Origin of the sequence: Emergencia sp., assembly GCF_048465375.1 — a bacterium.
GTDB lineage: Bacteria > Bacillota > Clostridia > Peptostreptococcales > Anaerovoracaceae > Senimuribacter.
In genome coordinates this window covers 1-11683 of record NZ_DBFWLQ010000021.1, presented here as the reverse complement: position 1 = coordinate 11683, position 11683 = coordinate 1, and the positions used below count along the sequence as shown (strand labels likewise).

Annotated in this window: 12 protein-coding genes and 2 riboswitches; of the genes, 1 reads left to right on the top strand and 11 read right to left on the bottom strand. The window is 43.0% G+C overall.

Going from position 1 to position 11683, the window contains the following annotated elements; translation table 11 throughout:
• Nucleotides 1-44: 44 nt before the first annotated feature.
• The 7 genes from ACMQ5W_RS14175 to ACMQ5W_RS14145 form a co-directional block, all read right to left on the bottom strand.
• Nucleotides 45-275 (bottom strand): hypothetical protein, encoded by a 231-nt coding sequence (locus tag ACMQ5W_RS14175; RefSeq protein WP_227142605.1) that lies wholly within the window; start codon nt 273-275, stop codon nt 45-47.
• 323 nt (nt 276-598) lie between these two features.
• A riboswitch (cobalamin riboswitch) is annotated at nt 599-806 on the bottom strand.
• 48 nt (nt 807-854) lie between these two features.
• Nucleotides 855-1790, bottom strand: a complete 936-nt coding sequence (locus ACMQ5W_RS14170; RefSeq protein WP_419025733.1) for an ECF transporter S component — start codon at nt 1788-1790, stop codon at nt 855-857.
• The gene (locus ACMQ5W_RS14165; RefSeq protein ID WP_419025732.1) at nt 1769-3424 is read right to left on the bottom strand and encodes an ABC transporter ATP-binding protein; all 1656 of its coding nucleotides are present in this window, start codon (nt 3422-3424) and stop codon (nt 1769-1771) included. Before ACMQ5W_RS14165 ends, ACMQ5W_RS14170 begins: the two co-directional genes overlap by 22 nt.
• Nucleotides 3397-4302: an energy-coupling factor transporter transmembrane component T gene (locus ACMQ5W_RS14160; protein WP_419025731.1), complete on the bottom strand. Its 906-nt coding sequence runs from the start codon at nt 4300-4302 to the stop codon at nt 3397-3399. The genes ACMQ5W_RS14165 and ACMQ5W_RS14160 overlap by 28 nt, the downstream gene beginning before the upstream one ends.
• Entirely contained in the window at nt 4292-5335 is a 1044-nt protein-coding gene (locus tag ACMQ5W_RS14155) for a homing endonuclease associated repeat-containing protein (protein WP_419025730.1), read from the bottom strand. The genes ACMQ5W_RS14160 and ACMQ5W_RS14155 overlap by 11 nt, the downstream gene beginning before the upstream one ends.
• Before the next feature lie 109 nt (nt 5336-5444).
• Nucleotides 5445-5635: riboswitch (cobalamin riboswitch) on the bottom strand.
• A 238-nt stretch (nt 5636-5873) separates the two neighbouring features.
• Nucleotides 5874-6476 (bottom strand): hypothetical protein, encoded by a 603-nt coding sequence (locus tag ACMQ5W_RS14150; RefSeq protein WP_419025729.1) that lies wholly within the window; start codon nt 6474-6476, stop codon nt 5874-5876.
• Complete coding sequence (locus ACMQ5W_RS14145; RefSeq protein ID WP_148494590.1) at nt 6439-6753, bottom strand: hypothetical protein; 315 nt, start codon at nt 6751-6753, stop codon at nt 6439-6441. The genes ACMQ5W_RS14150 and ACMQ5W_RS14145 overlap by 38 nt, the downstream gene beginning before the upstream one ends.
• 116 nt (nt 6754-6869) lie before the next feature.
• Between ACMQ5W_RS14145 and ACMQ5W_RS14140 the strand changes: the two genes are divergently transcribed.
• Nucleotides 6870-7751 carry a LysR family transcriptional regulator gene (locus tag ACMQ5W_RS14140; RefSeq protein WP_419025728.1) on the top strand — a complete coding sequence of 294 codons (882 nt, stop codon included), beginning with the start codon at nt 6870-6872 and terminating at the stop codon, nt 7749-7751.
• On the opposite strand, the gene ACMQ5W_RS14135 is transcribed toward ACMQ5W_RS14140, so the two are convergent.
• From ACMQ5W_RS14135 to ACMQ5W_RS14120, 4 genes are read right to left on the bottom strand one after another with little or no spacing between them, the layout of a single operon-like run.
• Nucleotides 7729-8850: a M20 family metallopeptidase gene (locus tag ACMQ5W_RS14135; protein ID WP_419025727.1), complete on the bottom strand. Its 1122-nt coding sequence runs from the start codon at nt 8848-8850 to the stop codon at nt 7729-7731. The genes ACMQ5W_RS14140 and ACMQ5W_RS14135 overlap by 23 nt on opposite strands.
• A 23-nt stretch (nt 8851-8873) precedes the next feature.
• Nucleotides 8874-9347 carry a PadR family transcriptional regulator gene (locus ACMQ5W_RS14130; protein WP_148494597.1) on the bottom strand — a complete coding sequence of 158 codons (474 nt, stop codon included), beginning with the start codon at nt 9345-9347 and terminating at the stop codon, nt 8874-8876.
• 50 nt (nt 9348-9397) lie between these two features.
• Nucleotides 9398-10267 carry a DUF2812 domain-containing protein gene (locus ACMQ5W_RS14125; RefSeq protein ID WP_419025726.1) on the bottom strand — a complete coding sequence of 290 codons (870 nt, stop codon included), beginning with the start codon at nt 10265-10267 and terminating at the stop codon, nt 9398-9400.
• A 4-nt stretch (nt 10268-10271) separates the two neighbouring features.
• Nucleotides 10272-11096 carry a DUF2812 domain-containing protein gene (locus tag ACMQ5W_RS14120; RefSeq protein ID WP_419025725.1) on the bottom strand — a complete coding sequence of 275 codons (825 nt, stop codon included), beginning with the start codon at nt 11094-11096 and terminating at the stop codon, nt 10272-10274.
• Nucleotides 11097-11683: the final 587 nt, after the last annotated feature.

The window sequence follows — 11683 nt, the reverse complement described above, 5'->3', positions numbered from 1 at the left end:
CGGCTTATATATGTCACCAAAATGGTTACATCTTTTGTTTCAACTTATTTCCCTTCTTCTTTTTCTAAAGCGCTTTCAAGACTGTCGCAAAGGCCACGTATCAGCTTATACGGCAATACAAGGGTTGCAATTTCCCTCCCTGCTTGATTGTCGAACTTACCTGTGCTTGCATCATAACAAGGTTGATTCTGCGTGAAGGTAAGGACTGCCTCACCGCTATCTTTACTTAAAAGAAAAGAAAATCCGTTAGCATACTGTGATATTTTGTTTTCCATGTGTTTCCCTCCATAACATAAATGATCAAATCTGAAAATAAAAAACGTGGAAATGACGGAATCAAGCGGTCAAGCCCGTCAAATCGAGATTTGGGGACTTTTCGCATGAGACCTGCCAATGATTTACTTAAAGTAAATCGGGCTAGGGCTTCAAGATTCTTATTTCTCATGTCGCCCGCAAGGGGCGACTCTTCGCGAGGTACGTTCTTTGATATTCCGTCAATATCGACTTCATCGATATTTCCTACATAATAAAAAACTGCAGCAAAAATGCTGCAGCCCGTATTAACTGTTCATCGTTTTTCTTTCACTGGTACTCCGCCAGCAGAAATGCCATTCTATGCAGGTCTCCTGGCTTATGGGTCATCATTTTAATCAGCCTTCCCAGTCAACAGATTTGCTGTTTGTCCAGTGGACGGCGTAAGCCTTTGATCAAAACTCTCCAATTACAGTGGCGGGACCGCGCAGGACTTATACCTGCTTCCCTCTTAGCTTCCCTTTACGGGAAGAACATAGAACGTAAATATTTAACTTTATTATCTTCAGTATAGCAGTGCACAAAATTTCTGTCAACACCACTTACTTATATATTCCATACTTAATTTTAATTCTTTCCAGCTTCCTGATAATACTGTTTCCAAAGAGGAAAATACAGAAAGCCGCCGAACCCGCGTGGAAAGCGTCATAGGGCGCGCCTGAAATATATAAGACCCGCATGCTTTCTAAACTGAGGTTGTTTCCTCCCGGTACCCCCGCCGATGTCACCAAGGCGCAGATATTCATGATGCCGCCATAGATGATAAAAGTGGTAAAAAAGGTAAACAAGGCCAGAGTTATTCCATCTACCGGCAGCCGCTTTCGCTGTAACAGCATGCCAGCCAGTAAGCCAAGTAGACCAAACGCATAAAGCCTCCATCCAATCAGAGATTCGTCTCTTCCCGGCCAAAGCTGATAGCTGACGTAGGCGATAATCAGACCGAACAAGATACAGATGACCGGTCCCATGATCAATTTAAAGTTTCTCGACTTTAATTGATCCAAATCCACCTTGTTAAAGGCCATGCCGGCCAGAAACCCCAGAATGCCCCAGCAGAACATCTGCCAAGGAGTCCACGGCCCTTGCCCCATGTAAAAATTACATACAAAACGGGAAATCGCCCCTATCAAAAACCCCGCCTCTGGCCCTAAAGAGATGCCAGAAATAATAATCATGGCGGTCCCAATCTGAATAGGGAGCGTAATATGAAAGAAAATGTGCACACACACCGTAAGTGCCGACATCATGGCAATCAGTACGATTTCCCGCGCTTTCGGTTTGCGATTTTCAAAAACCATAAAGAAAGGAAGCATGGTATAGATTAAGATCAGTACACTGATTATCATATATTTATTCTGATCAAACTGAAAGCCGATAAAAATAGTAACTGGCATTGCCAAAAAAATCAGCAGCGCAGACAGCAGGGTCCTTTTGCGGCGGGCAGCTTCGTACTGGGTTAAATGATAGCTTTTAGCCATGCTGACACCTCCTCACAGGTAATAGCATCTCTTTGCCATTCTCTTACAAGTTTATTGGCAGTTGTCGTATAAAAACTGTTGCCAGAAAAAAACGCTTTTGGCCTTCCTACAGAAACAATGTCGCCGTCAAAAAACATTGCACATTGATCGGCATACTCTGCACAAAATTCGATATCGTGGGAAACCATAAAAATAGTAACGTCATTCTCCACCAACTTTTGTAAAACTCCCGCCAAAGTGCGCTTGAAAAAAGGATCTAACCCCTTGGTCGGTTCGTCCAGCAGCAAAATTTTCGGCTTCAGCAGCAAAATTTTCCCCAGTGCCAGCCGTTGTTGTTCTCCTCCGCTTAAGTCATATGGATTTGCCTTCCTTAAATGCTCAATTTCCATCAGAGCCAACATGCTTTTCACTTGATCTATCTTTGCTGAATCAGGTTCCTTTATATAATAGAGGGCTTCCAGCAGTTCCTCTTCTACTGTAATTTCCGTAAATAAAGCCTGCGGATTCTGTGGCAGCATAGAAAGTTTTGTGCGGTCCACTTTGGTCGACCCTCTTTGGGGCTTTAGAATTCCTGAAATGACTTTTAACGTGGTGCTCTTGCCGACACCGTTCCCCCCTAACAAACAGTACCACTGGTTCCGCTCCACATTTAAATTCAGCCCTCGCAGCACCTCACCACTCTCCTTGCTGTATTGAAACCATACATCCTTTAAGGCGATGACTGGGTTTTCAATTGTATCGTTATTAGGCAATTCATATACACTATCTGCTGCAGCCTGTGCTGCGGGTTTCCCTGTCAGCATCTTTTCCAACCTAAGACGGCCTTCTCTGATTGTCAAAGGGCTCTTTACAGTGGGGCAGACATCGGAGAATATACGCATCACTGACGGCAGTCCGTAAAACATCGGATGTCTGTTTTGATTTCCTGTTCCCGCAAGAAATTCGCCAATTTCAGAAGGACTTTCAAAAGCGATGACTTGACCTTGGTCCATGACCATCACCTTGTCAGCCATGGGGAATATCTCTTCTAATCGGTGTTCGGAAATGATAACTGTCGTCCCTAAATCCCTGTTAATCTTGTAGACGGTTCTCAGAAACTCAGAAGCGGCAATGGGATCCAGCTGCGAAGTCGGCTCGTCTAAAATCAGAAGCTTCGGCTGCATCGCCATAATGGATGCTAAATTTAGAAGTTGTTTCTGTCCGCCGGATAATTCGTTCACATTTTTTCGAAACCAGCCCTGAATATCAAAATAACTGGCCATTTCTGCTACTCTTCTTTTGATTGCCGCATTGGAAAGCCCCAGACTTTCTAAGCCAAAAGCCAGTTCATGCCACACTTTATCTGTCACAATTTGGTTGTCCGGATTTTGCTGTACAAAACCGATTTCACTGACACTGCGTCGATCCTCCAAATCAGCTACCGATTCGCCGCAGTACAAAACGTTCCCTTCTAATTGTCCGTAAGGAATTAAATTCTTTTTCAGCTGTTTCAGCAAAGTACTTTTTCCGCAGCCAGATTTTCCGCATAAAACAATAAATTGGCTGGAATCTATTGAAAAGCTCACATCCTTCAAGGCATTTCTGTCAGCCAATGGATAGGCGAAGGTTACATTTTCAAGTCTAATTGTCTCCATCTAATCTCTCCTGCTATATCTATTACAATTGGCGTGGCTGCAAGTACAGTGTAGCACATTAAAACCAGAGCAGTCCAAAGGTCCAATTCCGGTCTGACGATCTTTGGATAAAAATACATGTTTGTCATTCCTTTAAATGCTGCAGCCACAACAGGAAGTCCCGCCGCCAGCATCAAAACCAGAGCAGCAATGTCTCTCTTAGAAAATTTAAACAGATGAAAACTGCTCCTTCCTTTTAAGCCATACCCTCTGGCTTCCATGGAGTCAGCGCTTTCAATGGAAGCCTCCAGAGACCAGGCGATTAAAATAGAAACTTTCTTCACCAATTGTCTTGCCTTCATGATAAGGCCGCCCTTTCCGCCTCTGCCCATGCATTTCTGCCCTAAGGAAATTTCTGCAAATCTGCTCTTCAGAAGCGGAACAAACCTGAATATCATAGAAAGCGTTAAACCGAGTACTGGCGCTGCCTTGCCAAAGAGATAAATCAGTTTATCTGCAGTCATAATCACATTAAAACAGGTAAACCAGACGATAATCGAAATTAACATCACCCCGCCGGCAATGCCAAAGCAGATGGATTCAAGTGTAATTCGATTCGTATTGATGTAGAGAAGCACAGTCTCTCCGTTGTTATTAAAGAACATATTGAGAACCACCATGATAATCAACATAAAGATGCTCATGACAGCGTTGAGTTTCATTCCGCTTCTGCCTTTCAGTAAAATGGAGTAAATCCAGGAAAAGAGAAAGGCCACCGCTAAAAAATAAGGTGATATAGAATACATGGTAATCCCGATAGTCAGGGCAAAATACAGCGTATTCACCAAAGGGTGGTACGAACAGAATGTAGAGCTTTCTCCCAAACCTTTATTTTTCATTTGTCTTCCCGCCTTTGACCGTTCTATGGTATTCTTTTGGATCGATACCGATTTGATAGAGAACATTTGCCCAAGAACCGCAAGTCTCCTGCAGCCGCAGACGCAGTTCCTTTGACACGTCTTTTTTTGTCGGAATGACCCTGGTCTGCTGGTAAATGGCCCTCACTTGTTCCAGATTCCGCTTGTCCTCTTCAGAAAGGTTCAGCACTCTGTAATAGCAATTGTAGAGACTGTTGGTATGACCGTCGCGGTTATTTTCTTTTCTATAGTCGATATATATGCCATGGAAGGGTCTGATCCTGATTACCGGCTCCAACCCCACCTGATATAATGCATTTCTCCATGAGCCGCACCTTCTAATCAAAGCACGCTTTACCTCCGTGTCAATTTCTCCATGAATGGGACTGCGCCCTAACTCATATGCAAATGACTTTACATTATCAAGCATTTGCACGTATTGCGGTTCCAAACCTTCTATTTTGTAGACGACCTCTGCATTTAAGGTGTGCGGGTCTATATCCGCGGCTTCTATGACTCTTCCCCAATCGTTATAATACTTTTTAATCTCTGCACAAACGTCAGGTATATCCTTTGGATGCGGTATCTTACCCAGCTCCAAAGCCTTTTCCCTGACCTGCGCCAGTAACAATTCTAAATGTTTGTTATCCTCTTCAATCTGCTCCAGCGTTTTGCCGCCCTTTCCTGTAGATGCCGTCAGCCCAGCTGCCTTCATCGCATAAGGCCACCGCTTGAACCGCCTTTTGATATAATCCCTCATAACCCAAAATAGTTCCTTTTGGGCTGGCGCATGATTAAGCCGCTTTGTTTCAGCGCGTATGTAGTCTAACAGCTCCTCGTCAGTAAAACTCTCGTAGACGCTGTGGCCCCTCGCATTAGATGCGGCATAGTTCTTCCAGATAGTAGAGTTGTGGTTATCTTTTTGAAAGTTCTTGTCCGCATTGCTCGCCACATTATGAATCAATAATTCCTTTAACCGCTGAAGGTCTTTTTCATCTAATTTCTCGTCTTTCATTCTTTTCCTCTTTAAATTATAAATACGCCAACAAAAAAACTGTAGCACAAAAATGCTACAGTCCGTATTCCTGTAAAACTTTATTAAATCGATTCGCCGATAACCGTCGGCGGCATCAATTATTTCAAGCAGGTCTTCTGGCTTAGGCATCGTAACGTTATCTTCCTTCCCGGCATCAGCAGAATCCCAGTGGTATAATAGATAACGCTCCTCCCATACAGCGGCGGCAACCGCGCAGGACTTGCACCTGCTTCCCTCTTAGCCAATATGGAAATTGGAACATGAAATATGTTTTCTGTTGTAAATAACAAAGATATTGTACCACGACTAAATACTAAATGCAAGCCAGTTGCCGCTGCGATGTTTTGTGCTTTTCAGGACATTTTAGAAAAGTTGATCTAAATATCATAGCAAACGTGTGCATGACGAAATCATAGATTCCTATTTTCACATGTCACCCGCATGGAACGGTGCTTTGATATTTCCTATGAATTAAAAAACAGAGCATGTGTCTGCATACTCTGTCATCCATAATCTTCTATGTTATCATATTAATTGAACTTACCAACCCAATTCCATCCCCATAAGCTTCGTAGCCGCTGCGCATAGGGTAGACGATTCTGCGCCATAAAGCGATTTGTGCATCGATGGTTGCGTCGCCATCTTCGTCAAAAATCGCATTCATCAAAACGCCCTTTTGATCTACCAGTTCAAACATCACATCAATATATTCGGTGCCCGTCTTTACTGCAATCTCTTTGATTCGCTTATTGGCTTCTTTAACCTCCATCGAATCGCCTAACAGCGATAAAAGATATATTTTACATTTCGCTTGCTCTGCTTTTATCTCTTCTACCAGTGCTAAATATGCGTCGTAAAATTCATTGTTATCTTCTTCCCCTAAACTTAGGAACAGATTGCGCGGTGCAAGGTCTTTGACACAAGCACGGTAAGCCTCTAAAGCCTTCTCTACAGTCAAATGTTCAAAACTGCGGTTATAAATCTTGTAGATACAGTTAAATCTTTGCGCAAATTCGCCAAAATTCATTCCTGCAAGAAAGGTAGATCCCAGGAACACGGTCTCTCCCTTTTGAGCAATGCTGTTAAGCAGCAAGTATTTCTTTAGCTGTTTTTCCATCATTCGCAAGTTCCTCTTTTCGATCCAACTTTCTATTTCTGAAGTAAAGAACCATATCGACAGATACCATGATCAGGTTGATGACATATAATGCTAATACGTAGTTGATATTTCCTCCTGTAATCTTACTCATAATACCGCAGATATATCCGATGATAATCGCGTAAGTAAAGACCACACTTTTTCCCTTTGCAGTTCTCGCACGATAGGACTTCACGACAGAAATCGGCCAAGAACAACCAAAACAAATCAGCATTAACGTTTCAAAAATCTGTGACATTACACTTGCCTCCTGTATACTCTGTAATTAATTTTATTTTTTACTTTATAATATCATCATTTTATGCTAATGTATAATATATATATTTTATGATTTTGATAACGTAGAAATTATGAATGGGGTGTTTAGAAATGGAACTTCTGCAATTGAGATACTTTCTCGTAACTGCACAATATCAGCATATGACGAAGGCTGCTGACTTTCTTCATATCGCACAGCCTGCCTTGAGCCAGTCCATCAAAAGACTGGAGAAAGAATTAGGGGTCAGACTCTTTATCAGAGCGGGACGGAATATCAGGCTCAGTGACGAAGGAATCCTCCTGGCCGAAAAATTAGAGCCCGTAATGAAAACTCTAGATGAAATACCAGGAGAATTAACCCATGCCGCTGAGATGGCTGCAAGAACAATCAAGTTGAGCATCCTTTCAGCCTCTGAAATGATCACTGACATAGTTATATTATACAAGGAACGATGCCCCGAAGTAAACTTCCAACTTTCCCAAAAAATCGACAACAAAGACTGGGATATTCGTGTCTCCACGGTCATACCTGATCAAAATGCAAAGACAAATCACACCGTGCTCAAGGAAGAAATCTATCTGGCCGTACCGATTGATTCTCCCTTTGCAAAGAAGAATTCCATTCATCTGGAAGAGGTTCATGACGCCTCTTTCATCTGTCATGACAGAACCAAGCCATTTTCCATCTTGACTACAAGTTGGTGTATGAGCTGCGGCTTTGAGCCCAAAATCGTCTTTGAAAGCGACAGCCCTTCCACAGTAAGAGACCTGATCGGCGCCGGTATGGGCGTCGCTTTCTGGCCTGCTTATTCCTGGGGGCAGCAGCGCAGCAGCAAAGTGAAACTGCTCCACATTACGCACCCCAATTGTACGCGTCAGATTTACGTTGCTCAAAAAAAAGAAAAATCGTCCTCTCCTATAAAGAACGATTTTTATAACTATATGGCTGCATACCTCAACGATTTACAATCCCTGTAATCGTCTCCAGAATCAAGGAAAAGCGCTGCTCTATCGACGAAAGAACCATGTACTCTTCGTCACTATGGTAATTGCCGCCTACAGGACCACACCCGTCCATCACAGACACGGGCAGCCCTCCCAGGTTATTGGCATCTGAGCCTCCTCCTGTACTGACAAACTCCGGCAGATCCTGTCCAAGTTTTAAGGCAGCATCTTTCATCATCTTTATCATTTCCTCGGTACTTTCGTTTGGGGTCATCGGTGGAAATCCCTCTTTCCTCTCCCAAGAAGTCTTGACGCCTGTCACTCTCGGATACTCTACCATCTCATCAAATGCCCTTTCAATTCGCTGCAGCTCGCTCTCTTTCGTATATCTGAGGTCGATGAGCATTTCCGCATGTTCCGCCACTACGTTGGACGCACTGCCTCCCTTGACGATACCTGGATTGAGGGTAGTCCCTTGCTCTGGTGCATTGAGATTTGTCAACGCCCAGATCCATCTGGCCATCTCGATTACTGCGCTGGCTCCTTTCTCTGGCGCGACCCCTGCATGGGCGGGTATTCCCTGGAAAATGACACGATAGTCATAGACTCCTTTCCTTTCCTTGACAAAGGCCCCAGTCTCCCTTCCAGGTTCAAAGTTAAAGCAATATTTCGCTTTTCCCCCCAACTCCTTCATCCAGGCTACTGAGTCTGCAGAACCAATTTCCTCATCGCTATTAAAAGCAATGCAGAGGTTCATTGGAAGTGCACGCTTTTTAATCTCCAATGCCAGATAAAACGCCAACAGCGCACCACTCTTCATATCTGCCGCTCCCGGACCTCGTGCTTTTCCATCGTCTAAAGAAAATGGTCTCTCCCGCACAGTCCCTTTGGGGAAGACGGTATCTAAGTGCCCCATAAACAAAACATCTATCGTCTCGCTTTTTCTGATAAAATTCCTAGCCTCCACATGTGGATGCTTTCCCTGCTCTCTACTAATTCTTACAGCAAAGCCGGCGCTCTCAAATTTGCCAGCAAAATATTCTGCCATTTTCCGGCATCCTTCTAAGTCCTCGCTGCCGCTGTCGATGTTCACAATCTCTTCTAAGTCTTTTAAATACTGTTCCAAATCCATTGGTTCCTCCTCCGATCATCTCCCTATACTGGCAGCATGCCTTTTTTCCCTAAACTGCCAAAACTTCGTTTCGGCTTTGGATCTTCCTGCATCACCTGAGTTTTGACTTTCTCCTTAGCCACAGCCTCAGGAATGGTCTCTTCTTTCTTACCGCCACTATCATCAGGCGGATCCTTTCGTTCCCCATCAAATTCAAAGAATTTTTTTCCGTCCTCTACCAAATGATTGAGTCTGGTATATTCTTCTTGCAGAATCCCGCCGCCTTTCTCCGTTATCTTATAAATCTTTCGTCGATTTTCCTCAGCAACCTGGGTAATGATATCCTCTCTTTCAAAGCGGCCAAGCAGGGAATAGAGCGTGCCTGCTCCGATGGCGACCCTGCCGTCAGTCAGCTCATCTACCATTTGCATGATTCCGTAACCGTGATTTTCATTGAGCAATGAAAGTAATATATAATACATCGGTTCTGTCAGTGATTTTAATTGTTCACGTGCCATAATCTTACCTCCTTTTCAAATTAATTTATGGTACTATTTATTTATCTTCGTCAAACTAGTCCTAGCTGAACTTCCGCATAGGCCAACCCCAGCAGCCCTCCAAAATAAGCGATTGAATACATGAAGATCCCACCAATTTGTATGACTCTTTTCTCTGCTATTACCTCCAAGTATGTGCCCAAAATAAACAATGCAGGTGCTAGAAGTGAAGAAATCATGGAAAATTGACTCAAAATCTCTTCCTCTAAATTGTTTAAAAACTTTCCGCTGTATATTAAGTAGATATTCAGCGGGATTTCCAAAAAGATGAGCAAGGCAAAAATTCCGTTCCATACAATATTCCACCAAGCGTCTATCTTTGTCAAAAGGTTTTCACGTCCCAGCTTTTTATAAGAAAATGCAGAGATGGCGGGTACGATGTACAAGCCAGCAAAAAGTCCTACTACCAAAATAAATGCAATATCGCCGCCCCACCCGAGGCGATCTAGTTTCACATCGTGGAACAACAAAAAATACATGATGATAAACCCTATCATGCCGCCGATAATAAAACTCCATTTAATTCTATTTTTCTGTAGTGATTCTCTCTCCTCTTTGCTGTAATAGGCATGAGGAATAGAACTCCCGCTTTCATTGACAAAAAGATACATTCCGTCTTCACTGATGCGTTTCAAAAATTTCCAGCCAATCTGCTCATAGAATTCTTTCATCGGCTTGACCTCTAAATCATCCGCCCCACTAAAACCTGGCGGCAGAACTTCAATAGTATACTGTGGACGAATACCTGTGCATGGTACAAAACTGACGATGCTGCTTATATTTCTCACTTTCCAGCCAGCCTCCGCCATCCGGTTCAGCATGACCTCTGCTTCATCAGCACTATAGCTGTTGTACTTCCAAAGCTTAAATCTGTATTTCATTTCACTATATCCCTTCTACCAAAAGCAAAACAAATCCTGGCGAGATAATGCTGATATACATTAGCAAAATCCCTGTTACATCAAAATGTTTCGCAGCTCGTATAAAACCGCCAAGGAGGAATATAAATGGTGTTGCGGCTGTAAGTATGATTCCCAGAACACTAGGATAGATGTTTATGTAACAATACAGCAAGTAGACGATCAAGCCGACTCCAATGATAACCGCGCCTCCGCAAGAAACAAGTCCAAAGTATTTATAGAGGGGTGATTTCTGCAGAATAATCCCTTCTTCTGCATATTCTGCGGCCTTTTTATGAAAGCGATATTCTTTAAACGCCAGAACAATGCTCAGCATAGCCATCATACAAATTCCCGCTAAAACATAGTATTCAGTGCTCCCCCATCCACTCTTAAAATCCTGAAAAAAATTTATGAGCAAGACAATCGCTAATATGGCTAAGCCACTGAGCGGATTTGTCGATTCTGCAACTTCTAAAACATTCTGATATTTGGTCATCTCATCTGTAAAAGGCTGCTTCGCATTCTTATCTTTAGCCTCAAAGATACACAAGCCGCTTCTGATTGCTCTCACCTTGCGCCAGCCAGCATCTTCACAGATGCGAACAAAATCGGTATCATTTTCTTTTATGGGAACAATCGAATAGCATTTTTTTCTACCTCCCAGTCTTTTTTGGTAGACAGCAAGAGGAAACCACTCTGTCGCCACGCCTTCTATATCCCAACCTTCTTCGCTCATACGGTTGAGGTGCTTTTCAGCTTCTTCATAATCAAATAAGCCGTATCTCCAGAACTCCAGTTTGTACTTCATAGCTCCCTCCTAACTGTCATTATTGTAACGATTGCGTTTATATCATTAATCGATATATCTAACATCAATATATCACTACTCAATATAGGTGTCAATGCAAATTACAGATATTTATCAATTTCAGCACAAAAAGAAGACTCTGAAACAGAGTCTTCTCTCGTCTGATATACGCGCGTTATCAAAAACATATCTCAATCCATAACAAAACCGAGCAAGTTGAATGTAATTTGTTTGTTATTTTTTTAAAATATAAATGCTCTAGTTTCACCATAGATTAAAATATCTATATATATGATATAAGTTTTTTCTGCGTTTGTCAACTGTAAGTACAATAACTTATGTCCCGTTCCGTACTAAAAAAACAGACTGCATATGCAATCTGTCTTTTAAGAAAACCGGCAGCACTCCCTGCGGTCGTTCCTCCGCTCACCCTGTTCGCTGCGCTGTCCCGTTTCTGACGCTGCCTGCGGCAGCTAAAAAAAGACAACCCTACTGGATTGTCTTTTTTACAGAAACCGGCAACGACCTGCTTTCCCAGGCGGCTGCCCGCCAAGTATCATCAGCGCTGGGGAGCTTAACTGCTGTGT

What these genes read in the sequence shown, in the direction of transcription:
- ACMQ5W_RS14165 (WP_419025732.1), bottom strand. Translation starts at nt 3,424, where the DNA reads ATGGAGACAATTAGACTTGAAAATGTAACCTTCGCCTATCCATTGGCT.
- ACMQ5W_RS14125 (WP_419025726.1), bottom strand. Translation starts at nt 10,267, where the DNA reads ATGAAATACAGATTTAAGCTTTGGAAGTACAACAGCTATAGTGCTGAT.
- ACMQ5W_RS14130 (WP_148494597.1), bottom strand. Translation starts at nt 9,347, where the DNA reads ATGGCACGTGAACAATTAAAATCACTGACAGAACCGATGTATTATATA.
- ACMQ5W_RS14170 (WP_419025733.1), bottom strand. Translation starts at nt 1,790, where the DNA reads ATGGCTAAAAGCTATCATTTAACCCAGTACGAAGCTGCCCGCCGCAAA.
- ACMQ5W_RS14135 (WP_419025727.1), bottom strand. Translation starts at nt 8,850, where the DNA reads ATGGATTTGGAACAGTATTTAAAAGACTTAGAAGAGATTGTGAACATC.
- ACMQ5W_RS14140 (WP_419025728.1), top strand. Translation starts at nt 6,870, where the DNA reads ATGGGGTGTTTAGAAATGGAACTTCTGCAATTGAGATACTTTCTCGTA.
- ACMQ5W_RS14120 (WP_419025725.1), bottom strand. Translation starts at nt 11,096, where the DNA reads ATGAAGTACAAACTGGAGTTCTGGAGATACGGCTTATTTGATTATGAA.
- ACMQ5W_RS14160 (WP_419025731.1), bottom strand. Translation starts at nt 4,302, where the DNA reads ATGAAAAATAAAGGTTTGGGAGAAAGCTCTACATTCTGTTCGTACCAC.
- ACMQ5W_RS14155 (WP_419025730.1), bottom strand. Translation starts at nt 5,335, where the DNA reads ATGAAAGACGAGAAATTAGATGAAAAAGACCTTCAGCGGTTAAAGGAA.
- ACMQ5W_RS14175 (WP_227142605.1), bottom strand. Translation starts at nt 275, where the DNA reads ATGGAAAACAAAATATCACAGTATGCTAACGGATTTTCTTTTCTTTTA.
- ACMQ5W_RS14145 (WP_148494590.1), bottom strand. Translation starts at nt 6,753, where the DNA reads ATGTCACAGATTTTTGAAACGTTAATGCTGATTTGTTTTGGTTGTTCT.
- ACMQ5W_RS14150 (WP_419025729.1), bottom strand. Translation starts at nt 6,476, where the DNA reads ATGATGGAAAAACAGCTAAAGAAATACTTGCTGCTTAACAGCATTGCT.